Here is a 24,082-nt window from a genome sequence, read left to right as displayed (position 1 = left end):
TTAGCGAACGCCAAGGCCCATCTGCATCAATGTCTTGCGCACGGGCGGCAGGGAATAGAGCGCGCTCAACCCCATGGCCCTTGCATCGCGCAACGGGCGCGCCTCGATCATCGAGGCGCGGTTCAGCAGGTCGATGCCCTTGACCCGCATCTCGACCTCGGTATGGCGGGCCTTGTGATAAGCGTCCAGCATCTGCGCGTCGCCCAGCCCTTCGGGTCGCGCCTGCGCGAGGTCCAGCAAGCAGCGTAAGTCACCCAAGGACATGTTCAGCCCCTGAGCGCCAATCGGCGGCACCACATGCGCTGCCTCGGCCATCAAGGCAATGCGTTCGCCGGACAACCGCTCGGCAGACTGGCTGATGATGGGCCAGATCGTCCGGCGCGACGCCAGCTTCAAAGGGCCGAACAATCCGCAGGACCGCTCGGTCATTGCGGCTTCAAAGGCTTCAGGTTCCAGGTTCAGAAGGTCGACAGCCTTTGGACCGCGCTCCATCCAGACAATGGCTGAGGACGGCTGCCCTTGCCAGTCGGGCAGGGGGACCAATGTGAATGGGCCACCGGATCTGTGAATTTCAGTCGAGACGTTGTCGTGTGGAATGGGGTGGGTCACCGCAAAAGCCAGCGCTTTTTGCCCGTACCGTGTTGTGTGAACCGATATTCCTGCGGCTTCGCGCATCGGTGAATTGCGGCCATCGGCTGCGAGAACCAGTTTACACCGGACGCGGCTGCTGTCGCTCAGCCCAACGCGGGCTTCGGCGGTCCGCGTGAACAGACTGGTTGTACCGGTGCCGGGGCGGAAATCGACATTGGGAAGGTCTGCCAGTCGCGCCACCATTTCCCGGCGCAGAAGCCAGTTGGGCAGGTTCCAGCCAAAGGGTTGATCGGAAATGTCGGCGGCATTGAAGTCGCGCACAACACGCGGCTCTGGCACGTCGCCGCCTGCATCCACGATGCGCATGATCTGCAACGGGGCCGCGTGGGCATCCAGACGCGCCCAAAGCCCGCATTGCTCTAACAACCCACGTGCGGGTTGCAGAAAGGCGGTGGTGCGCAGGTCCGATCCGTCTACATCCCGCTCGATGATCGGAGGGGTCGGATCGACGCAGACCACGTCAAACCCTGCGGCTCCAAAAGCCGCCGCTGCGGTCAGGCCGGCGATGCCACCGCCGGAAATCAGGATGTCACAGCTGTCAGTCATGGCGCCTCTCATCGGTTTGGGCAGAACCTAGTTCGGTTCCACCCCAAGCGCCAAGTGACATCCTGTCCCGTGTCTCAGCCCCGTGAAATCAGAATGAGAATCAGGAACATCACCGGCACCATCATCAGGGCAGGAATGAAGAGACCGGGCAAGCCGAACAACATGATGGAACATCCCCACATGCTGAAAATCGCACCAGCGGTGTAATACAGATCTTCGGCCTTGCCATTGACCGCATCGCGGGCCAGCCACCCGAATACAGGGATTGCAAAGAAAAGGCGCTGCCAAATCGGCAGGCGGCCGGTCATCTCGATCGCGGTCATTGAGGTCTCCATCTGTTCGTCGCTGACGTGCATATAGGGACGAGGATGCAGGTGCAGAATGTGCGGATCGTCGCAGTGTGACAGCCTATCGCAGGCGGGCCAGAAACGCCGTCAAATCGTCAGTGTGATGGTGGATGTGATCGGCGTCATGCGGGTCAGGCGCCACGTGCACTGTACGCATTCCCATCTCGTGCGGAGCCGCCAGATTGCGCGGATCATCCTCGAACATGGCAGCTTCTTCAGCCCGAATCCCATCCTGCGCAAAGATCGCCTCAAAGGCTGCTTTTTCGGGTTTCGGCCGATAGCCTGCATGTTCCACGCCATAGATTGCATCGAACAATCCGGAAAGGCCGCGTGCCTCAAGCACCCGTTCGGCGTAAGGAGCGCTGCCGTTGGTATAGACGATACGTCGCCCGGGCAGGGCGCGTATGTGATCGGCCAACGCTGCATCCGGGTCCATATGGCTCATGTCCACTTGATGAACGGCGTGCAGATACGGGTCCGGGTCCAGATCATGTTCGGCCATCAATCCGGCAAGGGTTGTGCCGTATTCGCGCCAGTAATGTGCCCGTAAACGGTCCGCTTCGGCCTGATCCACACCTATGGCCCGCATGACATAATCCGTCATCAACACCTCGATCTGATCGAACAGGCGCATGTGCGGCGGATAAAGGGTGTTGTCCAGATCGAACACCCATTGAGTGACATGAGAAAAAGCCGGTTTGACCATAAGCAGGGTGTAGGGCGCGCGCGCGGTGTTTTCAATGCTCTACTTGATCGTTCCCCCTTTGGACGGATAGACAGGTCCGAACGAGGAGACAATGAACCCCATGAGCCAGACCAGATCCCCCACCAAGGATGCCTACAGCCTGATACTCGAAGCCATCGACGTGGGCGTCTACAAGCCCGGTGATCGTCTGGTGGAAAGCGAGCTGGCCGAACGGTTCGGGGTGTCACGCACGCCGATCCGCGAAGCGTTGCAGCGGCTCGAGACACAGTCTTTGCTGGAGCGGGACGGGCGGTCGCTGATCGTGGCGTCGCTGGATCACAACCAGATGGCCGAGCTGTATATCGTGCGTCGGGAACTGGAGGGGTTGGCAGCAAGCCTTGCGGCCAAACACGCGACCGAAGAAGAGATCAAGGTACTGCAAGAGATGGTCGTCGAAGATGACAAGCTGGTTGATGACCCGTCAGCCTTGTCGCGTGCGAACCGACGCTTTCATGAGCAGATCCATCTGGCGTCCCATAACCGCTATCTGGTGCAGCAGCTTGATCTTGTGCACCGGACAATGGCCCTGATGGCAACGACCTCACTGGCGGTGCAGGGGCGTGGCGAGATCGCCCAAAGTGAGCATAAAGGTATTGTCGAAGCTATTGCCGCAAGGGATGAAGAGGCAGCTGCGCGCGCACTGAAGGATCATATCTCGATCGCGTTCATGACGCGTCTCAAGCAGGATGCAAGCCTGCGCGATAAGTAAGTGTCAGGCGGACTGTTGATCTTCGCTGGCCTGCCCATGTTGGGTTTTGTCCCAGAAGAACGGGTTCGTCGCCAGTTCCCAAAGGGCTTTGTAAGCGGCAATGACTCCTAACGGATAGTAGAGGGCCATGGTTGGTACCCAAGGCAACAAAAACCGCCGCTCGCGCGCCAAGACGGCAAGACATCCAACGCAAATACCCAGCGCTTCGGTTGTCAAAAACAAAAAAATAAGTGCCGTGGCCAGCTGTTGTGAAACAACTTGCGCCATTGGATTGACCAAACCCAGCGTTGACAACCAGAATAGCCACAAGACGGGGGCGAGTAAAAATTGCCCCAACGTACCCAGAAAGAACGCCTGAAACCCTAAAAACTGCGCGACGCCCAGATCGCGCAGCAGTTTCTGAGGGGATCGCATGTGCACGAGATACGTCACCATGAAACCCTTGAGCCAGCGCGAACGCTGTTTCACCCAAGGCCAGGCGCGAAAATTCGCTTCTTCATAAGTGGTGGTATCCACCAGTTCTGTTCGGTACCCGGCCCGGCACAGCCGCACGCCAAGATCGGCATCCTCAGTCACGTTGTGGGCATCCCAGCCGCCCAATTCCAAAAGCTTGTCGCGGCGGAAGAAGAAGGTGGTCCCGCCCAGTGGAACGACAAGCCCCATGCGCGCTATTCCCGGCAGGATGATGCGAAACCAACTGTTGTATTCGATGGTGAAACAGCGTGAGCGCCAGTTTGTACGTGGGTTGTAATAATCAAGGCTGCCCTGAAGGCACACCACCTGCGGCGCGGCCTGCGTGAAATGCGCGACCACCCGTTCGATCTGATCCGGCTGCGGGGCGTCTTCGGCATCCCAGACGCCAACATAGTCGCCTCGGCAAAAGTCCAGGGCATAATTCATGGCTCGCGGTTTGGTGGTAAGCCCGCCCAGTTCGGGCACCTCGACGATCCGCATCCAACTGGGCAGATCCACTTGCGCCACAGTCGCGCGCGTGACCTCGTCTTTTTCTTCCAGCACCAAGATGACGTCCAAAAGCGCCTTGGGGTAGGTCAGGCGTTTGAGGCGTTGAACAAGTGCATCGGCAATCTCCCGCTCTTTGTACAGTGGGACCATGATTGAGACGCAGGGTTGTCGAAGCGGGATGGCTGCACGCGAAACTTCACGCTTTTTCTGAAAAGAATGAACCAGATAGGCCAAAGCCCCAGCGACGCGAAGAACAGTGAACAGAATCAAGGTTCCCACAGCTGCGGTGAGCAGAACCGCCAACGCAAACAGCGGGAAAGTTGCGAACAATACAGCAATACCAAGCGCTGCCAGGCTTGGCGCAATGCGCGAGTTAACCGTCCAGTTGCGGCAACTTTGTTCGGAGTCGACCCGTGTCTCAGCGGCTTCGGCCAAAGGGCGCGAGAACTGCTCTGCTATTGTTCGGTCGATTTGATCAGAGGCCGCCAGAACCGGAATGATCGTAAAGTCGCAATCCTGCATGTCGGCCGCGATAACTGGAAACCGATCCGGACGCGCCGTCGCAACCAACAGAAGCGGCCCAACGCGCATCCACGGAACAACGTTGTGTTCCAGCCAGAAGTCTACTGGCTTCAGGTCGCACAGCCCCGGCATGGGCGGAATTTGTTCCAAGTCCGCAATCTGCCAGCCAGACTGGACAGACAAGGCATGCAGGACGTCTTGCCGGGTGGCAAATCCTTCACCCACCAAAATTTCGCCCAAAGGCGCATTTTGTTGGGATTGCAAGTGCAAGGCGTGGTCAAGTTCCGACTGTGTCAGAGTTCCAGCTTCTACCAGACAGGTGCCCAGCGGTTTTCGAAATCCAGGTGCTGGGATCGGAGAAGCGGTTGCGAAGTTTTGGAGGTTTAGTTCAACCATAAAAAGAACCCTGGCGCAGTTACCCGCGCTCAGGGTTGTTCGATCAAGGTTAACGCCCCGTTAACACTGAAAAGTTTGAGTGTTATGCGCTTTGCTTTTTCTTTTCCATGGCGTTGGCGAAGCGTTCGAACAGATAGAAACTGTCCTGAGGTCCGGGGGACGCTTCCGGGTGATACTGCACCGAATAAACAGGCCGGTCGGTCATGCGGATCCCGCAGTTCGAACCGTCAAATAAAGACCGGTGCGTTTCCACAACGCCTTCTGGCAGGGACTGAGCATCAACGGCAAAGCCGTGGTTCATCGATGTGATCTCGACCTTGCCGGTGTCCAGATCCTTGACCGGATGGTTTGCACCATGGTGGCCGTGGTTCATCTTGACCGTTTGGCCGCCCAAGGCCAGCGCTAGCATCTGGTGGCCAAGGCAGATGCCGAATACAGGCAGATCGGTGGTGTCTAGAATTTCTTTGATCATCGGTACTGCGTATTCACCGGTTGCTGCCGGATCGCCGGGGCCGTTCGACAGGAACACACCGTCGGGCTGATGGGCCAGCACTTCGGCCGCGGTGGCCGTTGCCGGCAGAACCGTCACATCACAACCCGCCGACGCGAGGCAGCGCAGAATGTTGCGTTTCGCACCGTAATCGACGGCGACAACCTTGTGCGCAGAGGCTTCCTGACGACTGTAACCGTCAGGCCAGGCCCAACGCATTTCGTCCCAGCGATAGCTTTGCGCGCAGGTTACGTCTTTGGCCAGGTCCATGCCCTCCAGACCGGCAAACCCACGAGCGGCTGCCACCAGCGCTTCGATGTCGAAATTACCTTCGGGGTCATGAGCCAGCGCGACATGCGGCGCGCCTTGCTGGCGGATGGCTCGGGTCAGGCGCCGGGTGTCGACGCCGCCGATCGCGATGCGGCCGCGACGGGCCAGCCAGCCCTTGAGCTCTTCGGCTGAACGCCAGTTCGAAGGCTCGGTCGGGTCCCATTTAACGACCATGCCCGCAGCAACCGGATCATTGGTTTCGTCATCTTCGGGGTTCACACCAACATTGCCGATATGTGGGAAGGTGAATGTTACGATCTGACCGGCATAAGAGGGGTCGGTCATGATTTCCTGATAGCCGGTCATGGCTGTATTAAAGCATAACTCGGCCACTGTTTGTCCGGTGGCACCAAAGCCTATGCCGTAAAACAGTGTCCCATCGGCCAATGCCAGACATGCGGTGGGCTTGGACGGGGCGTTCTGGGCCATGGCGCGACTCTCCTGCAAGGTAAACCGGCGCATACCTAAGGGGGTTGGGCGCTTGGGTCAAGTCTGTTCAAATTTTTGGCTATTGTTGTTTTTCAAAGACTTAGCGGTATCCACTCCCTGTTGTGTCAGGCTTTTTGTTTAGATATGTTCGGGGTTCCGTTGTCATGGGGATGGACAAACCAAATGGACATGCGATCACGGGTGAATGCCGCCCTGAAGCAAGCAATGAAGGACAAAGCAGCCGAGCGTCTGTCGACTTTGCGGTTGATCAACGCGGCCATCAAGGACCGCGATATCGCGGCGCGCGCCTCGGACAACGAAGAGGTCAAGGGCTGCGGCGATGCTGAGGTGCTTGAAATCCTTGGTAAAATGACCAAGCAACGCAAAGAAAGTGCGCGCGCCTATGAAGAAGGCGGTCGGTTGGATCTGGCCGAACGCGAGATGCAGGAAGTTGCGGTCATCGAGGAGTTTTTGCCCAAGCAGCTGGATGATGACGAGGTGTCAAAGGCGATTCAGACTGCGATCACCGCGACCGGGGCCGGGTCCATTCGAGACATGGGCAAGGTCATGGGCGAGTTGAAGACTCGGTATACCGGACAGATGGATTTCGGTAAGGTTGGCCCGATGGTCAAAGATCACCTCTGCGCGGCATCAAACGGCAACTGCTAAGACAACAAAATGAACGAAGACCTACTGCGCGGCCGGTTCGCGCAGTCTTGTGTTCAGTTCGTCATAAAGCGTTATCCGTTCTTCTTCAGATAGGAAGGCCCCGATCTCAACCTCGCGCCCATCACCGATAAGGGTGACATAGTGGGGGACGGGTCCACCTTTTTCATGCATTTCCGGCCTCGCCCAAAAGCGGTTGCAGGACCATTCCTGTTGGTCTTTGCCGGGTGTGTAATGAACCAGATGCGCTTGTGTGTCAGACAGCGTCAGAACCTCGAAAACGCTGCGTGCGCGATAGTTGGTCTGTATGGCCAGCCAAAGGCCAAACACCGTGATCAGAAGAAAGGGCAACAGCCCCCACAGAACCACGGACCCCAGCATGGCCAGCAAGGGGATCAGGCCAAACAGGAACACCGAAAGTATAGTGATCATAGCTCCGCGCGGAGGCAGAGAGTTGTGCGGCCACAGGCGCAGTTCTTGTTCCGTTTCGGACGTCTGATTCCATGTATACGGCATATCGCGAACATAGCGCAGGGCGTTCTTGTGTCGATGGGTTTTGATCAGATGACGTGCCCGACACGCGCCCAGGACAGGGCGTCGTCTAATCGGTCATCTCCCCAGAACACTTCCTGCCGGACAACAAAGCTTGGAGCGCCAAAAACGCCCAGTTTTACGGCTGCGTCCGTTTCAGCCTCAAGCGCTGCAATAACTTCAGCGCTGCGGGCTCGTCCAAGCGCCAGACGAGGATCTTGCTGGCAGCGCAACAAAGCCTCGGACAAGGCACTTTCGCTTCCGGCTTCGATACCTTCCTCGAACCAGATGCGATACAAGGCTTGAGTAAAGGATTTGCCCCAACCTTCCTTCATTCCCAGAACGGCGACCTGATTGGCCAAAGCCAAGTCTGAGACCGGGTAGGGCGCGGGCAGTTTGGCATGAATGTGGTACTTGGCGCAGCGCCGTTCTATGTCGCGCCACATATAGGCGGATTTCACGGGCTTGCCTGCAAAGGGAACGTTCTGCTGGGCCGACATGACTGTGCGCACGTTGAAGGGGCGCCAGTTCACGGTGGCGTCGTGTTCGGCACACCATTCATCCAGACGCATCACGGTCAGGAAGCTGTAAGTGCTGCCGATGGAATACCAAAAGTCGATTTCGGGCATAGACGACCCTCCGGCTGTCTTGCCTGCATATGATACCCGATTTTGCGGCAATTGGCGAACGTGAGGCCCGCATAAAGAAAAACCCCGCCACTTGGGCGGGGTTTCTTTCGATCAGGTCGGGATCAGTGCGCGTGGCCCTTGTCCCAGTCTTCCTGCTTGGGCAGCTGCTCGAACGTGTGTTCGGGCGGCGGCGAGGGCAGGGTCCATTCCAGCGTGTCCGCATATTCGTTCCACGGGTTCGGACGCGTCTCTTTCGCGCCACGGAACAGGGCATAGAACACGATGCCGAAGAACAGCAGGAACGAAGCGAACGAGATGAACGCACCAATCGACGATACGAAGTTCCACTGGGCGAATGCCTCGGGGTAGTCGATGTAGCGGCGCGGCATACCCTGACGGCCCAGGAAGTGCTGCGGGAAGAAGGTCAGGTTGGCGCCGATGAAGAACATCCAGAAGTGAACCTTGCCCCAGAACTCCGAGTACTGACGACCCGTCATCTTCGAGAAGTAGAAGTACACGCCAGCGAAGATCGCGAAGACGGCACCCAAGCTCATCACGTAGTGGAAGTGCGCCACGACGTAGTAGGTGTCGTGATAGGCGCGGTCGATGCCAGCCTGCGACAGAACCACACCGGTCACACCACCAACGGTGAACAGGAACAGGAAGCCGAAGGCAAACAGCATCGGCGTCTTGAACTCGATGGAACCGCCCCACATGGTCGCGATCCACGAGAAAACCTTAACCCCAGTCGGAACCGCGATAACCATCGTGGCCAGCATGAAGTAAGCCTGCTGACGCAGCGACATGCCAACGGTGTACATGTGGTGCGCCCACACAACGAAGCCCAGAACACCGATCGCGATGATCGCCCAGACCATCGGCAGGTAGCCGAAGATCGGCTTGCGCGAGAAGGTGGCAATCACGTGGCTGATGATGCCGAAACCGGGCAGGATCACGATGTACACTTCCGGGTGGCCGAAGAACCACAGGATGTGCTGGTACAGGATCGGATCGCCGCCACCGGCCGGATCAAAGAAGGTGAAGCCAAAGTTGCGGTCCATCAGCAGCATGGTGATCGCACCCGCCAGAACCGGCAGCGACAGCAGAATCAGCCACGAGGTGATGAAGATCGACCAGCTGAACAGCGGCACCTTAAACAGGGTCATGCCCGGGGCACGCATGTTCAGGAAGGTGGTGATCATGTTGATCGCGCCGAGGATCGAGGAGGCGCCCGATACGTGCACGGCGAAGATCGCAAGGTCCATGGACATGCCGCCTTCGGTCGTCGACAGCGGCGGGTACAGAACCCAGCCCACGCCTGAACCAAGCTGGTCGTTGCCACCGGGGCTGAGCAGCGAGGCCACACCCAGCGACGTACCGGCGACGTAAAGCCAGAAGGACAGGTTGTTCATCCGCGGGAATGCCATATCCGGCGCGCCAATCTGCAACGGCATGAAATAGTTGCCAAATCCACCAAACAAGGCGGGGATGACCACGAAGAACATCATGAGAACACCGTGATAGGTGATCATAACGTTCCAAAGATGCCCGTTGGGTGTACATGGGTCGGCCATGAAGCCTTCCAGACACATGTACTGAACGCCCGGGTGCATCAGCTCGAGCCGCATGTAAACGGTCATCGCCACCGAGATCAGACCGGCCAGAGCCGAAACGATCAGGTACAGAATCCCGATGTCCTTGTGGTTGGTCGACATGAACCAGCGCTGGAAAAAGCTGCGCTGATCTTCATGGTCGTGACCATGAATGGCTGCGTCTGCCATTATAGGTGCCTCCTGTTGCAACTAAACCGCGCAGCCAGACCTCTCCGGCGCGCGGGATTCCTGCTGGTTTTAGAATGCGAAGAGGGCACCTTCAATGGCCGAGTTTGATCTGGATCAAGATTAATTGTCGCGGGTAGGGGGTTGCCGCGCGATTTTCAGGCCTCGAACGGCATCTATCTGGGGATGCTCACCCGTTTTTCAAGCCATAAACGCGAGGTTGGAACAGGCGCGTGGCAGAGATCCGCCTTGACCGTCATGTGCTGGCGTCTCAGAACTACGCCAACGCCCGCAATCCGGAGACTTGATATGGCTGACTACGATCCAGACAATATCTTTGCCAAAATCCTGCGCAATGAAATCCCCTCGACCCGCGTGTATGAGGATGACGAGACTCTGGCGTTTATGGACATCATGCCGCGATCCGATGGTCATTTGCTGGTGATACCAAAAACCCCATGCCGCAATGTACTGGATGCCACGCCCGAGCAACTGGCAGCCGTGATGAACACCGTCCAGAAAATGGCGCAGGCCGCAAAAGCGGCGTTTGATGCGGATGGTGTGACGATCCAACAGTTCAATGAAGCGGCAGGCGGCCAGGAGGTGTTCCACCTGCATTTTCATGTCCTGCCGCGTCACGAAGGGGTGTCGATGCGCCCGCCGGGCAACATGGGGGATTTCGACCAGATCGCGCAGCACGCTGAAAAGATCAAAGCTGCTTTGTAAAGCTGGTTTCCGGGTCTGCGCCCGCGACGGAGTTTTGGCCGACACCCTTTTTGGGGCGCGGAGGCCAGTCGTCTATCAGGTGGGGGAAAGAGAATTGCCGTTCCGATTTGGGGTCGGAACGGCAGACTCGTAACCAAACACTTCTCGGATTTCGAGGGCGAGCCCTGGATCACCGGTTAACATACCACTCACTCTTGATTGGCAGTTTCATATTACTCGTTAACGCGCCCTTTGTATCTAAAAGAGTTAAATATTAGCTAAAGAAACTGATAAAGCCGGAGCATTGAGGGTTAATTGCGTGAGGCTTCGGAAACAGAGCCATTCGCTTGAGCATATTGTTTTGATGCCTGAGCGCTAAAACCGATTCGCTTTGCAGCTGGACCGGTTTGTTCACAGGTCTTTTGAGCCAAAAACCTCTGCAAATGTCTTCTCCAGCGCCGCATCAAGATCAGCCATGGTTACGGGAAGGCCCAGGTCGACCAGAGACGTGACGCCATACTCAGTTATTCCACAAGGCACGATGCCTGAGAAATGCTCCAGATCGGGTTCCACGTTGACCGAGATGCCGTGAAAACTGACCCATTTGCGCAGGCGCAGACCGATGGCGGCGATCTTGTCTTCCGCAGGCTTGCCGGTCACCGTCAGCGGCTTGTCATCCCGGCGGACCCAAACACCAACGCGCCCGTCACGGATTTCGCCGTGTACATTGAACTCCGCAAGCGCCGAAATCACCCAGGTCTCAAGCTGTTTTACAAACTGGCGCACATCACGTCCGCGTTTGTTGAGATCCAGCATGACATAAGCCACACGCTGACCGGGCCCGTGATAGGTGTATTCGCCGCCGCGCTTGCTTTCATAAACAGGAAACCGATCAGGATCCGTCAGGTCCTCGACCTTGGCTGAAGTGCCTGCGGTATACAGGGGCGGATGCTCGAGCAGCCAGACGCATTCTTCGGCGTCGCCACGCGCGATCTCGGCGACGCGGGCTTCCATGAAGGCCACGGCGTCGTCATAGCTGGTCAGACCATCGGTGATTTTCCATTCCATGCCGGCCTCATATCCGCCTACAGCGGTCAGGGAAAGGGGTCAGGCGGCCTCGGACAGGCAACGTTGCAGAACCTGAGCATAGGTTTCGACCCCTTGCGCCCCGGTCAGCAGGTATTTTCCACCGAAAACCATGGCGGGCACGCCGGAAATGCCCTGGCTGGTCCAGAATTTCTGTTTCTCGCGGACAGAGGCCGTGTGTTGGCCGCTTTCAAGCGCTTGCCGTGCAACTTCCGCATCCAACCCGACGGACCGAACGGCATCCAGCAAGACCTCAGTGTCCGAGACGTCCTTCTGCTGTGTAAAATACGCATCAAACAGGGCGAGCTTCAGCGGGTGTTGTCGACCTTGCCCTTCTGCCCAATCCAGCAACTGATGTGCGGCAAACGTATTCACCATCCGGCTGTCGTCGCTGAAGTTGAAGGTAAACCCCAGCTCTGCGCCAATAGAAGTGAGCCTGTCCCGCGCTTGCTGGCTTTGTTCAACGGTGGTTCCGTATTTCTCCATGATATGCTCGCGCAGGTTTTGACCTTCGGGCGGCATGTTCGGGTTCAACTCGAACGGATGCCAACGCAACCGGGCCAAAACACCCTGTTGCTGAAGCGCTGCGTCAAGCTGACGAAACCCGATGATACACCACGGGCACACGACATCAGAAACAATGTCGATCTGAACAATAGGGCGGTTCTCGGATGAGGTCATTTGCGGCTCCTGTCAGATCGGATGCGTTGGGATCAACCTGCTAAATAAGTCCTTCGCAGAGTAATTTAAACCAGAGCGTTTTTGCCTCTTCACATCGCACGCGCCAACGTCTATACGCCGCTCTACCAAGTCACTGGCAGTGCGGTCGTGGCGGAATTGGTAGACGCGCAGCGTTGAGGTCGCTGTGGGGTAACTCCCGTGGAAGTTCGAGTCTTCTCGACCGCACCATCTCACATTTTTGGTTGGAAAATTCTGCTAACACCTTGAATGGAAAGGTGGTTTCGGGAGTTCGATAACCACTTTCGCGGGAGTATCGCAGGGGCTCAGTAAACGCCAGTCTGAGCACCGTTTGCTTAAGTGCAAGATGGCCGTTTTCGTATATATTCCAAGGGCTTGACAGAAACGAAAGCGAGAGTTCGATAAACTCTTCGAACCTACCCTTCGGCGGTATGATTTTCTCGGCTTTCTCCGTCAAAAGAATCTTCTCGCGTTCCAGCTTTGTGATGCGGCTCTCATAGGCGCTGATCAATGATGGGTTGGGCGCATCCAAAACCCTGTCCAGAAGCCCCTCAATTTGCCTTTCAACGTCCTTGAGTTGCTTCGCTACGGCATCCTTGGCCGTATGAGCTTCCTTGAGCCGCATATCCCAAGCGTCCTTGAACATCACCCGCACAAGCTCGAAGAGCTGATGCGTCGGCTGCAAGCTTCTCAGGATTTCAGCAAACCCGTCTTCGATCTTGCTGCGCGGGATCGATTTGCGTTTGGACGGGCAGCCGCGCGTTCCGCAAAGATAATACGGGTAATGGCGGCGACAGCCTTTCGACCAGCACGCCGTCATGGGCTTGCCGCAGTCATCGCATTGCACAAATCCGCGTAAGGGAAAATCTTCGTTGATATCCTTTCGCGCCGCAGGGCGAGCGTTACTCTCCAAATGTTCGAGAATGCGGTTATGTGTTTCAAAACTGACCAGCGGCTCATGATGGCCTTTCCGAAGTGATATGTTCCAGTTCGGCGCTTCGACATATCCTGCATAGATCGGGCGCTTGAGCAGCTTGGTCACCTTCCAAGCGCGGATTTCGCCGTTCGGCAGGTCTTTCGGGAACTCCGGCTTGGATTCCAGAAATCTCTTAACTTCCGCCTGTGACAGGAAACGCCCGCTGGCGAAGCCGTTCAACGCTTCCGCGACGACCGATGCAACCGGCTCGTCGGGAACAAGAAGTTTTCCGTGAATACGATCCGATGCGTACCTATAGCCGACGGGAGAGTGGAACACCCAATAGCCTTTCTCGACACGGGCTTTCATTTTCTGGATCACCTGACGGCGGTTCTGTTCGCGCTCAAGCTCGCCTTGCGCGGCAAAAATCGTCTCGACGAACTTGCCCTCCGGCGAGTCATCAAGTTTGAAGTTCAGGCATTCGATCCTCGCGCCCCGCGCCTCGAATTCCCGCCGCAGTTTGATGTGAAACTCCGTATCGCGTGCGAAGCGTTTCAAGTCATCGAAAATCACTACATATTGCTTGTCCGGCTGCGCATCGAGAAAGCTCAGCAGAGCCACCATGCCAGGACGGTTCATAAAATTCCCGCCGCCGGAGGCATCGTCCGGAAACACGGCCTCGACAGTGTAGCCTTTTGCTTCTGCATATTGGCGGCAGCGATGTTCCTGGCTTTCAAGGCCGCTGCCTTCGATCTTCTGCTTTGTGCTGGACACGCGGCTATAGATGATCGCGGGCACGGCCTGTTCCGGTTGCATAAGCTGTGATTGCGGTAAATTCATTTGGCCTCCAATCCACGCGGCGGGTCTCGCGGAACCCCGTGCGTGTCGTCTTGTTCTTCTTTTGATCTCCTCTCATTGGAATCCGTTTGGGCCGCGCAATCAAGCTCTTCATGGGGTTTTCCACAGACTTCTTGGAGCGGATGCACGCCGTAACCCAGCTCGACAAAGGCCATCACAATCGAGAACATATCCCGCAAGAACGCCTCTTTGCGTTCCGCGCTCATGCCGGAATGATCGAGATATGCCTGATATTTCTCGATATCGATGGTAACGTTGCGCTGCGCCGATTGGACAAAGCTATCGGTCAGGGGTTGTCTATTTTGTATCGATGTATCGTGTTTCATCGCTCTTTCCTCATGGGGTATATTTTGTATGCCCATCATTTCAGTATACAACTGACAGTTGTATTTATGCAAAAATTCAATTTTAAGTTTGTATCCGCATCAGTGAACCAAACGCGGATGATTAGCCGTCGCGTCTGGCTTTTGCAGGGGCGTATCGAGCTTCTTGGCGGGCGCTGATCGGGCCAGCAGATCGTCAAGCCGCATCTTTAAAAGCAGCGCCCGTGTCTCATCGCCAAAGATGCTCGCGAGCCGCAGGACGCCGCCGTCATGCACGATCACAACATCATGGCCCGTGGGATGATTATTAATGACGCGCATTTCGCGGATGGCGCTGCGTTTGATGGTCGTGCCGAAGCTCATCCAATGCCGCCGCACGGTCAGAGATTGAGCGCCGACAGTGATCCGCACGTCCTCACGGTTCATCAGCCAGCAATAGCACCGGAACAGGACGCTATCGCGAAGCTCGACCGCGACGAAGGTGAGCATGGCGGCGAACAGCCAGCCGCGCAGGTTTTCCAGCGGCACGTCTAGCGATTTTGCCTGCACGACCGCCACAAGCTGTTCACCGGCATTGATAAGCGCGACGATGCCGTATTCGAGCAGTTCAACGATGACGTTCTTATGCGGATCGTGCACCGTTTCCGGCGCGTAATGCGCAATCAAGGTGGCGATTGCGCCGAGCATAAGGATCACGCGGTGGCTCTTGACCATCTCATGCCCGCTGGATGGGCGCAGATGCGCGGCCTTCAGCACCTTGCAGGTTCCCTTGTCGATCACGCGCGGATCGCCGCGTAATCGGGTCAATATGCTTCGTATCAGTTCCATGCTTTGCCTCTCTCTTTGTTATGGATGTTCACCGGTCCATGCCGAGCTGCCTGCGCAGCACGTTCCAATTGACGGGGATCATGGTGACGACAGGGCAGTTCCAGCGCTCGCCGAGCTGACCGCGCAAGCCCTGTACGCCGTAGTAATTGCACTCGTAGCAGCGCTGTGCGGGCGTCCCGACACCGCCGCAGCGGTAATAAACCAGCAAATGCGGCGTTCCGAAGCCGAGCACCACGGCGGTCAGCACCGCCGGAACCCAGGTAATGCGGCGCGGTTTGGCAAGCCACCACAGGCCGCGCATGATGGCGCTCCTTGTGCTCGGCGTGGGAGCCGCCTCAATCACCACCGGTCGCCGCTCCTGCCAAAAGTGGCGGCGCGGAGCCTTCCGGCTCTGGATTTCAACTTCGACCTTGCTCATAGGATCTTGCCTCCGTTCCTGTAGCGCAGCCGGATCACGGGCGTTCCGTCGCGCGGGTGATCGCCTTCCATCGGGTTCGGATCGGCCCAGTCCCGCCACGGGGCAACGTCCCAGTAGCGGATTTTCTCGCAGATGATGGGCGGCGCAGAATTCACGAAGAGAAGTTGCTGACCGGCGGGCATGGCGCGGATATCTTGCGGCAGCAGGAGCGGGATACCGCGCTCGCTGACGCTGACGCCGATATCGTCGGTCTCATCGCGGCCAAGATTGTAATTGCGCGTGATGATCGACCGTTCGCCCAAGAGCTTTGAAAGCCGTTCGGCAAGCGCCGCATCCTGCACCGCGAAGAACTGTTTCACCTCGGATTGGCTCAGGATGATGTTCGCCGTCTCGCGCCCGTAGACCTGATGCAGATGTGAGAGGTCTTGCACAATGGCCCAGACGCGCACGCCATATCCTGGCAACAGGGTGAGGGCTTCAGCCAGCCCCGTGATCTTGCCCATATTGGCAAACTCATCGAGCAGGAACAGAACTTGCCTCTCGCTGCGCTGTCTCGCTACCGCGTTGATGGCCTGCCGCGTAATCAAGGCCAGCCACGTCCCGTATTCGCCAATGCGCTCGGCGGGGATCATCACATAGACCGTCGTGTCTTCGGCCTTGAGGTCATCAAAGCTGAAATCCGTGTGGGATACGGCCTCGGCCAGCGGCCCGCCTGGGCGGAAGATTTGCAGGGCGTTCGAGACGGTGGTCCTGAAATCCGAGAACTGACCGCCGGAACTTTTGAACTGGTGCAGGAACTCCTGACCATAAGCGGCCACGATGCCGTCCAGCGCGTCGGACTCCGCCATGTCACGGAACGCCATTTCCAGCATGTCGGTACTTTTGACGAGCCGCCAGAGTTGGGGCAGCGTGCAGCGGATCGGCCTGCCGCGCGTGACGAAGTACAGGATCAAGCCTTCCAGCAGGTTGCGAGCGGCATCCCTGAAATACTGGTTCTTGTCACCGCCGACAGGTTCGGGGATGAGCAGCAGCACCAAACTTCGCACGGCATCGCCAAGTTCATGATGACGCAGCGGGTCGGCGAACATCTCCAAAAGCGGCGTCAGCGGATTGAACCGGCTCTGCGGAAGGCCATGGAGACCCCAAGGATTATTGAAGATGGTTTTGTGCCCGAACCGCTCGCGGCGATGGTGCGCGGTCACAGCGGCAAGCTCGCCCTTGGGATCGGTCACAAACATCGACCCCGCATAGTGCAGCAGGTTCGGGATCACGACACATGTGCCTTTGCCCTGACGGGCGGGAGCAATCGTCAACAGGTGCGATTTGCCGTTAAAGAAAAGCGGCACACCATTCAACGCGCCGAGAAACAGCCCAAGCGGATCGGTCAGTCCGGCATCGGCGCAATCCCGCAAATCCGCAAACCGCGCCCGACCAAAGACACCGGTGGGGGTCTCTGCCTGCTTGCGTTCGATGTGAAGAGTGATCATGCGAACGGCATCGAAGACGCCGCACAGGATCGTCCAAAGCCCTGCAAGAAACAGCAGGCCAAGCGCGAAGGCCGACACCGGATCGGGCAGCGCGTTCATGGCCAGCATCAGTTTCCATGTGCCAAAGGCAATCAGGAAACCGATCATTAACCGGCCAAAGGGGTTGGGTTTGCTTTGATGTCGCATGTACTAGGGTAAAATATCCCCCAGAATTTTTTCAACGTGACTTTCGGTGTACTTTTCGTGATCGGATGTCTTGCCGTTGGATTGTTCAGCAGTTTGCTAAGCCAGTATTCGATCCGGATGCACTCGAAGTTGTACCTACGCGCGATCATATCGAGCCGGTCGAGAAGCTTGTGTAGCCCTCAATAGCTGCTTGCAATTCGTATTGGCGCGCTCGTTTGATCTCATCTCCGCTTACCTGCGCGACCACCCACGCCGCTACGAGCACCTCTCTTTAGTGCACCAAATTAGGGGATTAGCGAGCGTAGCAACCCTTGCTCAACATGTCGGTTTCCAAGAGCCTAGCTATTTCTCTGTGACTTTTGGCCCGAGCCTTTTGCAACGCTCGTCCATCATGGGCGCAAGAATTTGCTCCATTTTCAAGAAATAGCTTCAAAATGGCTAGATTGCCTGTTTCCGCCGCTATTGCGAGCGGTTCATCGTCATCGGCGTGAAAGCTAGCGCCGCTATCAAGCAATAATTGTACGATGTGTTCATGCCCCCTCAACGTTGCTATTTTCAGAGCCTGATTGTCTTTCGAGGTAATATCGGACCCTCGGTCAAGAAGCATCTTAGCAATTTCTAGGTTTCCATTCATCGCAGCCGCTCGAAAAGCCGCGAAGTCCGACTTGTTCTCGGGTGTGCCACTGCTAGCGCTAAAGTCAATTTTCGCCCCATTTGCGAGAAGGGCTTTCGCGACAGAAACTTGATTGTGAATTGCTGCTCGCATTAGTGGCCATCCATGCTCTTGATTTACATCCGCGCCAAGCATGGTCAGCGGCCTCACCGCAATGGCGAAATCTTCCTTCACAGCTCTCTTCAATAGGGTGTCTGCCTTTTGAGTGGCGTATCCAACGCCAAGAACCAAAACGCACGCTGCAGCCGCGAATGTCATACCTAAGTTGTTTCTTGAAAAATGCTTCACCATATTGGTCTCCAATTCAAAAAAATTGAAAACTCTACCATAACCCTTTGTGAACATGCAAATAATTTACGCCTAATGGGCTAGTGGACGGGGCATACATCGTCGCGTGATTTACTGCTAACGCGCTCGGCAGCAGTTGCCAGTTGACTAGTGAGTTGACAGATAACATCATCTTTAGAAGGTTTTTTTGGAGTAGTTGATGCGCGTCCTCATTCCGTACATCACCCTTTTGTTTGCGTGCTTCCTTACAAATTCGGCCACTGCTCAAGAAACTGGCGCTGAAAAGTGGCGGCGTGAATGTGAGAACAGGTCAGATCAGTACTTTCCCTTCGACGGGACGACAGTCGCTATCGACGGGTTTGCCGATGGCGGTTATGGGTTATATTGCGTCGTCGTCGAGAATGTATCTCACGAGTACCGAGTGATCTGGCCGGAAGTTCGCATAAGCGACACCGAGACACAGAATGGCGTTTTATTTAGTAGATTTTGGTCAGGAGAGCCGAAAGAACCCACAAAGACCAAAGCTTTGATTGGGGTCAACAAGACACCCTTTTCGGTCCATGTGCCAATTGGCAGTTTTGGTGAAAAAAACGCGACAAATCCGCCGGTTTCAAAAGGGGTTGGTTGGTTTATTTCGAGTATCTTCTACGGATCACTTCCGACAAACAAATCACCAGAGGGATACGTGATTGTTGAGATCAACTTTCGGGCTGTAAGTTTTGGGAATGGTGTCTGCCTACTTGAGTATTTTGATCCCGTCGCGAGCGAAAGAGACACGCTAGTCAGGTTTAAAATTCCTGAAAGCAACACTAAAGAAGCAAAATTTGAAAATGACTTGCAATCATTTGAGATCGGCAGCGAATTGGATTTTGTTAGATACACTTTTCCAAACGATACACCAATACCATCTGTTGTTGGAATCCCGATTGTCGGAGAGGATGGTGAAGTCTTGGCCAGCATTCCAGCGGTAATATGCTCACAGTTCGAATGATATGCGGTTTATTTCATGGATAACTAGTTGGACGATTACAATATACGCCGCCCTTCGGGTGATTGCCTCGTTCTTCAAAGATACTGCGCAATGGATTTCGCAAGTTCACGAGTTTCTACTTCGCTTTGATCCCTTGATAGGGGTTATGTACGCGGGCGGAATCTATGCTCTGTCATTTGTTGTCGCACTGCTCAGTTATTTCATAGCGCGAAACCGTCGGTACAATCGAGTTGCCGGAGAAGTCGAATTAGTAAGGCGCAATGCAAAAGGATGTGGAATTGCTGGTTTGGTATTTCTTGTCCTTGCCTGTAACTACTTTGTCCCAAACTTGGTCCCTGAATCTTGGCTGCCTGGAAAATATGCCGTGATCAGAGATTGGGTGACAATATTGTTTTTGTTGATCGCCTACGGCCTTATCGGGTGGAGCGCGGGTCGATTTTCTGCAGCTGCCCCGCCACGGCGTCCGCGAGGGTAACACGATCCTTCAAACTGCTCTTGGAGCATAAAGCCGAGTTGACCGGCGAAAGGCCGGACTTCCTCGATACTTTGGATGTGCCAACGCCACAGGCGCATATCCCACTACAGCGTTTCGAATTCTGACTTTGCGTGCTGCCTGACATTTGTCGCGGCTCGCTCGTTTGATCTCATCTCCACTTGCCTGCGCGACCACCCTCATGACCAGACCGTGCCCGAAGATGGCGCATGTCGAAGGGCTGATGGCTGCAACTTGCTTTGTCGGCTCCCCCGCTGACTTCGCCATGCTTCGTCGCGGTCCCCCCAACAATGCGTTGCACCCGCCCTGACGCACGCGCCCGTCTCTTCGGCATCGGCTGGCATGGGGCTGGCCGCTCAAAACCAAGGAGATGAAAATGATCAATACGAAACAAAACCAACAATCAGGAACAGCACAAGGCACACGCCCAAACTTTCGGGTTTGGCTGGTTCAGGACACACCGGACGGACAAGTTCAGTGGACAGAGCTTTCTGGATTATGGCCGACCAAATCCGGCAACGGTTACAAGGGTAATCTTCGGGTTCCGGTCAACGCAGCCTCAGGCCGTCTGGTGGTTCTTCCGGCAACCTTCAAACCAAAAACCAAATAGGTTCCATCTAGCCCTAAAACGAGAGAGGCGCGGCCTCACAGGTCAGCGCCTTTTCTCTTTCTTCCCGACAAACAAAGTGCCTTCTCAGGAAGGCTCAACTATTGTACTACAAAAGCAGTAACTTACGCCCCATTTCCACTCTTATCTGACCCGCAAGATGTGTGTTGTACTACAACACAATCTTGACAAGGGAACCCGCTGCGCGTTCCCGTTGCATCCCTCCGGCGGTGGCTCGTCCAGGGTATTGAACCCATTCCAGAGCCAGTAGACCGTATCGCCGGTCAAACACTCGCGGGAGACTTCGCTCTCCCACACCCATCGATCCAAGACCTTTCATGACCTTAGAGAACCTGACCAACCGTGCGCCGATTGGATGCCGTCATCTTACCGAAGATGAGCACTCCCGGGGGTCTATCACCACCCCCAAACCCAGCTCGTCAGACTCGGAGAATTCCCTCTCCACCGACACCGAACCATGCACAAACAGACGCCCGTTTGATCACCACCACGCCGTGGAGGCCATGTCATGGAGACGATTTCATCGAGACCAACCAAAGCCGGTTGGAACAAAAAATTAAGGACCATCAGTGGAAGCAGCTAACCTGCCGCCCTCGCGCGCCGTTTGAATTCCATCAGCTCGTTACAGGGCGGATTTTCGACTCCTTGCGGGATAAGAATATCGTCATCAGTACGAAGGGCCATACTGTCTAAATCGTGGACACCAATTTCCCACGCGTTACGGACATAGAGCTTTCGCTTCAATATCGACAGATCGGAAAAAATCTGAGGCTTTCCGTCCGCACCAAGAACGGCGGGTGCCAAGAAGTAGCATTGTTTGTCGTCATAATCCGCAAGGAAAGTGTCCAAGTTCTTACTGCTCTGCGGCTCCATCGTAAGCATCCTAGACGCTTGCATATATTTTTTGCCAGCGTCCACGATATCGCGATCAGGATCGAAATTCTTTGAGATCGACGCGCGATAGTGTGGGAGGTTCTTTGCATCAATACCTTTTATCAGCGTTAGCCGAATAACGTCTTCCTCGTCCCGTTGCCCGACCTTTTCTCTCCAACCAGAAAAGATTGATCTTGACACTTGTTCATCACCGAAAATCAACGCGAGAACCGGCGGATACTGTGAGCCATATCCTGCAAACATGATACCGTTCCATCCGGCTCTATCCCACAAATGCAGATTGATGATCGATTCTACAGCATATCCTCGGTGGCTTTGGACAATCTTGTCGGGGTCTGTGAAACTCTCCTTCGTTTTACTTTGATCATCGAGGTAGTCTCCCCGCGTCAGCGTTGGAGCATCGTCTTTAGGCAAATATTCCTTCTCGGAAAGGTGATGAAGCTCGTTGAGCGTTGACGCATGCGTACCGAAAATACGATGGTTTCCGATGCAAGCGTTGCTAAAACCAACACTGCGCTGAATGACGAGTTCATCCGCGACCTGCGACATGAAACCACCGTTTTTCTCTGGGTTTACTATTGCGATTGCATCGACGGCTTTCGCACAGAATTCGATCAGATGGTCACAAAGGGTTTGGTGGAAGCTGACATCTCTCACATCCCAGTCGAGTGGCCAATTCACTGTCAGCGTCATTGAGTTGGGATCAAGGGATATGTCCGGTTCTTCAATGTTTTTAGATGTAAGTATTGTCACCGACAATGATGAAGCATGAGCGAACATACCTGTTTCGATTGCCGTGGCGAGAAAACCTTCAAGGGCGGTGATATGCGCTTCGCAAAGCACATGATCAAACACAGAAGCGCCCGCCGAAAACTTCACATCTACGCCAAGCAGAGTGGTTGAACACGCAAAATCGCGGTTTTGGTACATCAACAAATGCTTCGGCAAATCACGCGCAGCAGGCTGCACAGCGGCCAATTCTGCAAGTTCAATGAGTTCATTAACCGAAGCTTCTTCGGGCATTGAGCCGTCTTGTTTCAAGATTTCGGCATGTCCCAACAATAGCATCAATGTCATGCGTGACGAAAACAGATGTAACTTCTCTAGAATGTCGGGAGCATTCGACAATGCCCGCAGATCGTTTGGCCCCAGATTGACAATCTGGCACATAAGAAGATGGTCAAACTCAAGCAGCTTGTTTCTGAGCCGTTCGCGTCCTTCATCTGAAAGTGGGAGGGTTTCGTTCAGGCTCTTCAGCCAAAAGATTACATTCAGCGCATCGACGAAGCGGCCAAGCTGTATGGATATCATAGCAAAGAGGTTTGCCGCAGGCACAAGTTCCGGTCTGGGGCCATCAGTGCCATCCGACAAGGCCACTATTCTGACCAACGCCGATAATGATGTAGCGCGGGCAGCCCAAAGAAGCCCTGCGCCACGATAGGCTATTGATAAGCAATATAGCGTTTCAAACTGCTCTTCCGCATATTCATCTTTCATAAAGTAAATGGATGCTTTCCCGAGCCAGCGAATGGCCTCAATGGGTTCTTCCGCTTCGAGCCGCTGTTCTCCTCTGCGAAAGAGGATTTTTCCTGCCTTGCCCTCTTTAGCTCTTTGGCCCATGAACTCGGCAAGTTTCAAGACCAGAGCGTCAAATGCTTCACTTGTAGGAGCAAAGGGCTGCATCGCCTCAGTAACCTGATCAATCAACTCCGCAGGAAACTCTCCCAGCCCACGTGCCTGATCAATGATTTCAGACAAGCCGTTCCATACTGCGTCCAGAAGATCAGCGTCCTTACTGGCGGATGCAAAGGATAGCTCCAGCAATGACCTAGAGCCTTAGCGTAAAGTGCGTTGTTTGGCCGGGAAGTGTCTGTGCTTACTTCCTGGATTTTTGATCTTAACCGTTCACCTCTGGATTCCGTATCAAGTTCTTGGGCGGTTTCCCAACCTTGCGCTACACGTGCTGCTAGAACTGTGAATAGATTAGATAACTTTGATATGTCGTCTGCGTGATTTTCCGAGAAGGCTAGAGCTTCAATCTCTTCATAGTCCTCGTTGATTGCCTCAATCTCGTCAAACCACCAAATATCAGTCCAGACCCGCTCATATTTAGCATGCATCTCTTGACGTCTAGTTCCGTGCTTCTCGGCAAGTCTTATCGCCCGTTCAAATCGCCCAACTGTCTCAATTCTTGGCCTTTCGAGCATTCTCGACAACTGAGCTGCTTCGAGCGCATCCACAACCGATTGTGTGATCTCTCCACCGCTTTGCCCGCTTTTTGCAAGCCGTTCTTCAATAGTATTAAGTTCCTTATTTCGTTCATAATCGCGCGGTCCGACGACCAATTTAGATTCATCAAATTGACCTGCTTCGAGACACTCGTACGCCAGGTCCTTGTGGTCGTGCTCAAAGACGCGATCCAGAATCCATGACCTATCGTGGATCGTGACAGGCACTTCAAATTTCTTGCTGAGTTCGTCTTCAACTCTAAGCCGGTCTTTAGAACGCGCTGAGCGGCTGGTGACAAATATGATCCTGTCGTACTTCCTGCCTGTGCCGACCATGCCTTGGACATCGTTTCGAACCTTGGGTGCCCATCTTTCCTTCGCGCTGAACGCAAACCCCCATCGTTCTTTGCCTGCATTCGCCAAACCCTGGAACCAGCGATCAGATATCTCATCGGTGACAGGGTAGGTCTCCGTGTCAATTTTTCCGTCCCCGCCACCTTCTGGTCCAGTCTGTGGTCGAAGATTAGGGCAGATTTCTCGCTCGCAGAGCTTACGCGCAAAAACTTCGAAGTCTTGATGCTGGTTCCTTTGAGTGAGGCTGTCCAAATGGTGGCTAAGTTCGGACTGTGCCAGAATGTATGCCCCCTCT

General features: G+C 55.3%; 22 protein-coding genes, 1 tRNA gene and 1 pseudogene. 7 read left to right on the top strand and 17 right to left on the bottom strand.

Features of this window, described 5'->3' with window-relative positions; all coding sequences use genetic code 11:
* The 3 genes from AC2FNU_RS02250 to AC2FNU_RS02240 form a co-directional block, all read right to left on the bottom strand.
* A complete protein-coding gene (locus tag AC2FNU_RS02250) occupies positions 1-1,197 on the bottom strand; it encodes a UbiH/UbiF family hydroxylase (RefSeq protein ID WP_496784510.1) in 1,197 nt (398 codons plus the stop codon).
* Between the two features lie 74 nt (positions 1,198-1,271).
* Positions 1,272-1,520 carry a hypothetical protein gene (locus tag AC2FNU_RS02245; RefSeq protein WP_480798731.1) on the bottom strand — a complete coding sequence of 83 codons (249 nt, stop codon included), beginning with the start codon at positions 1,518-1,520 and terminating at the stop codon, positions 1,272-1,274.
* 85 nt (positions 1,521-1,605) lie between these two features.
* Entirely contained in the window at positions 1,606-2,250 is a 645-nt protein-coding gene (locus AC2FNU_RS02240) for a pyrimidine 5'-nucleotidase (RefSeq protein WP_496784509.1), read from the bottom strand.
* Between the two features lie 100 nt (positions 2,251-2,350).
* Here AC2FNU_RS02240 and AC2FNU_RS02235 point away from each other — a divergent pair, with 100 nt between their 5' ends.
* On the top strand, positions 2,351-2,998 hold the full coding sequence (locus AC2FNU_RS02235; RefSeq protein WP_496784508.1) for a GntR family transcriptional regulator: 648 nt from the start codon (positions 2,351-2,353) through the stop codon (positions 2,996-2,998).
* Between the two features lie 3 nt (positions 2,999-3,001).
* On the opposite strand, the gene AC2FNU_RS02230 is transcribed toward AC2FNU_RS02235, so the two are convergent.
* Positions 3,002-4,879, bottom strand: coding sequence for a glycosyltransferase (locus AC2FNU_RS02230; RefSeq protein ID WP_496784507.1), 1,878 nt, complete (start codon positions 4,877-4,879; stop codon positions 3,002-3,004).
* Between the two features lie 82 nt (positions 4,880-4,961).
* Complete coding sequence (gene carA, locus AC2FNU_RS02225) at positions 4,962-6,128, bottom strand: glutamine-hydrolyzing carbamoyl-phosphate synthase small subunit (RefSeq protein ID WP_496784506.1); 1,167 nt, start codon at positions 6,126-6,128, stop codon at positions 4,962-4,964.
* A gap of 183 nt (positions 6,129-6,311) precedes the next feature.
* On the opposite strand from carA, the gene AC2FNU_RS02220 reads away from it, so the two are divergent.
* Positions 6,312-6,797, top strand: coding sequence for a GatB/YqeY domain-containing protein (locus tag AC2FNU_RS02220; protein ID WP_496784505.1), 486 nt, complete (start codon positions 6,312-6,314; stop codon positions 6,795-6,797).
* 21 nt (positions 6,798-6,818) lie between these two features.
* On the opposite strand, the gene AC2FNU_RS02215 is transcribed toward AC2FNU_RS02220, so the two are convergent.
* The 3 genes from AC2FNU_RS02215 to ctaD all read right to left on the bottom strand — a co-directional run bounded on the left by AC2FNU_RS02215 (position 6,819) and on the right by ctaD (position 9,735).
* Positions 6,819-7,310, bottom strand: a complete 492-nt coding sequence (locus tag AC2FNU_RS02215; protein WP_496784504.1) for a DUF2244 domain-containing protein — start codon at positions 7,308-7,310, stop codon at positions 6,819-6,821.
* Between the two features lie 44 nt (positions 7,311-7,354).
* Positions 7,355-7,954: a 2-hydroxychromene-2-carboxylate isomerase gene (locus tag AC2FNU_RS02210; RefSeq protein WP_496784503.1), complete on the bottom strand. Its 600-nt coding sequence runs from the start codon at positions 7,952-7,954 to the stop codon at positions 7,355-7,357.
* Between the two features lie 122 nt (positions 7,955-8,076).
* Positions 8,077-9,735, bottom strand: a complete 1,659-nt coding sequence (gene ctaD / locus AC2FNU_RS02205) for a cytochrome c oxidase subunit I (RefSeq protein WP_496784502.1) — start codon at positions 9,733-9,735, stop codon at positions 8,077-8,079.
* A gap of 306 nt (positions 9,736-10,041) precedes the next feature.
* Here ctaD and AC2FNU_RS02200 point away from each other — a divergent pair, with 306 nt between their 5' ends.
* A complete protein-coding gene (locus tag AC2FNU_RS02200) occupies positions 10,042-10,458 on the top strand; it encodes an HIT family protein (protein WP_171182734.1) in 417 nt (138 codons plus the stop codon).
* A gap of 390 nt (positions 10,459-10,848) precedes the next feature.
* Here AC2FNU_RS02200 and lipB read toward each other — a convergent pair whose 3' ends face one another.
* Together lipB and AC2FNU_RS02190 are read right to left on the bottom strand one after the other, a co-directional pair.
* Positions 10,849-11,505 (bottom strand): lipoyl(octanoyl) transferase LipB, encoded by a 657-nt coding sequence (gene lipB, locus AC2FNU_RS02195; RefSeq protein ID WP_496784501.1) that lies wholly within the window; start codon positions 11,503-11,505, stop codon positions 10,849-10,851.
* 39 nt (positions 11,506-11,544) lie between these two features.
* On the bottom strand, positions 11,545-12,204 hold the full coding sequence (locus AC2FNU_RS02190; protein WP_496784500.1) for a DsbA family oxidoreductase: 660 nt from the start codon (positions 12,202-12,204) through the stop codon (positions 11,545-11,547).
* Positions 12,205-12,345: 141 nt separating this feature from the next.
* On the opposite strand from AC2FNU_RS02190, the gene AC2FNU_RS02185 reads away from it, so the two are divergent.
* A tRNA-Leu gene (locus AC2FNU_RS02185) sits at positions 12,346-12,432 on the top strand.
* A 346-nt stretch (positions 12,433-12,778) separates the two neighbouring features.
* Positions 12,779-13,081 carry a hypothetical protein gene (locus tag AC2FNU_RS02180; protein ID WP_496784499.1) on the top strand — a complete coding sequence of 101 codons (303 nt, stop codon included), beginning with the start codon at positions 12,779-12,781 and terminating at the stop codon, positions 13,079-13,081.
* Here the strand turns inward: AC2FNU_RS02180 and AC2FNU_RS02175 are convergent.
* The 6 genes and pseudogenes from AC2FNU_RS02175 to AC2FNU_RS02150 form a co-directional block, all read right to left on the bottom strand.
* Positions 12,980-13,954, bottom strand: a pseudogene (locus AC2FNU_RS02175) (recombinase family protein); the annotation flags it as partial. The gene AC2FNU_RS02180 and the pseudogene AC2FNU_RS02175 sit on opposite strands and share 102 nt — an antisense overlap.
* A gap of 20 nt (positions 13,955-13,974) precedes the next feature.
* The gene (locus AC2FNU_RS02170; RefSeq protein WP_496784498.1) at positions 13,975-14,373 is read right to left on the bottom strand and encodes a hypothetical protein; all 399 of its coding nucleotides are present in this window, start codon (positions 14,371-14,373) and stop codon (positions 13,975-13,977) included.
* Between the two features lie 48 nt (positions 14,374-14,421).
* A complete protein-coding gene (locus AC2FNU_RS02165) occupies positions 14,422-15,147 on the bottom strand; it encodes a hypothetical protein (protein WP_496784497.1) in 726 nt (241 codons plus the stop codon).
* Between the two features lie 28 nt (positions 15,148-15,175).
* Positions 15,176-15,565 (bottom strand): hypothetical protein, encoded by a 390-nt coding sequence (locus tag AC2FNU_RS02160; RefSeq protein WP_496784496.1) that lies wholly within the window; start codon positions 15,563-15,565, stop codon positions 15,176-15,178.
* Entirely contained in the window at positions 15,562-17,238 is a 1,677-nt protein-coding gene (locus AC2FNU_RS02155) for a type IV secretory system conjugative DNA transfer family protein (RefSeq protein ID WP_496784495.1), read from the bottom strand. Before AC2FNU_RS02155 ends, AC2FNU_RS02160 begins: the two co-directional genes overlap by 4 nt.
* 292 nt (positions 17,239-17,530) lie before the next feature.
* Positions 17,531-18,202 (bottom strand): ankyrin repeat domain-containing protein, encoded by a 672-nt coding sequence (locus tag AC2FNU_RS02150; RefSeq protein WP_496784494.1) that lies wholly within the window; start codon positions 18,200-18,202, stop codon positions 17,531-17,533.
* 196 nt (positions 18,203-18,398) lie between these two features.
* On the opposite strand from AC2FNU_RS02150, the gene AC2FNU_RS02145 reads away from it, so the two are divergent.
* Both AC2FNU_RS02145 and AC2FNU_RS02140 read left to right on the top strand, forming a co-directional pair.
* Positions 18,399-19,190, top strand: coding sequence for a hypothetical protein (locus AC2FNU_RS02145; RefSeq protein ID WP_496784493.1), 792 nt, complete (start codon positions 18,399-18,401; stop codon positions 19,188-19,190).
* 869 nt (positions 19,191-20,059) lie between these two features.
* Positions 20,060-20,293 (top strand): hypothetical protein, encoded by a 234-nt coding sequence (locus AC2FNU_RS02140; RefSeq protein ID WP_496784492.1) that lies wholly within the window; start codon positions 20,060-20,062, stop codon positions 20,291-20,293.
* Between the two features lie 597 nt (positions 20,294-20,890).
* Here AC2FNU_RS02140 and AC2FNU_RS02135 read toward each other — a convergent pair.
* On the bottom strand, positions 20,891-23,029 hold the full coding sequence (locus AC2FNU_RS02135; RefSeq protein ID WP_496784491.1) for a hypothetical protein: 2,139 nt from the start codon (positions 23,027-23,029) through the stop codon (positions 20,891-20,893).
* Positions 23,030-24,082: the final 1,053 nt, after the last annotated feature.

Source organism: Ruegeria sp. BHSB064, from assembly GCF_059613205.1.
The sequence above is the reverse complement of the archived record's forward strand: the minus strand, read 5'-3'. Positions and strand labels throughout refer to the sequence as shown.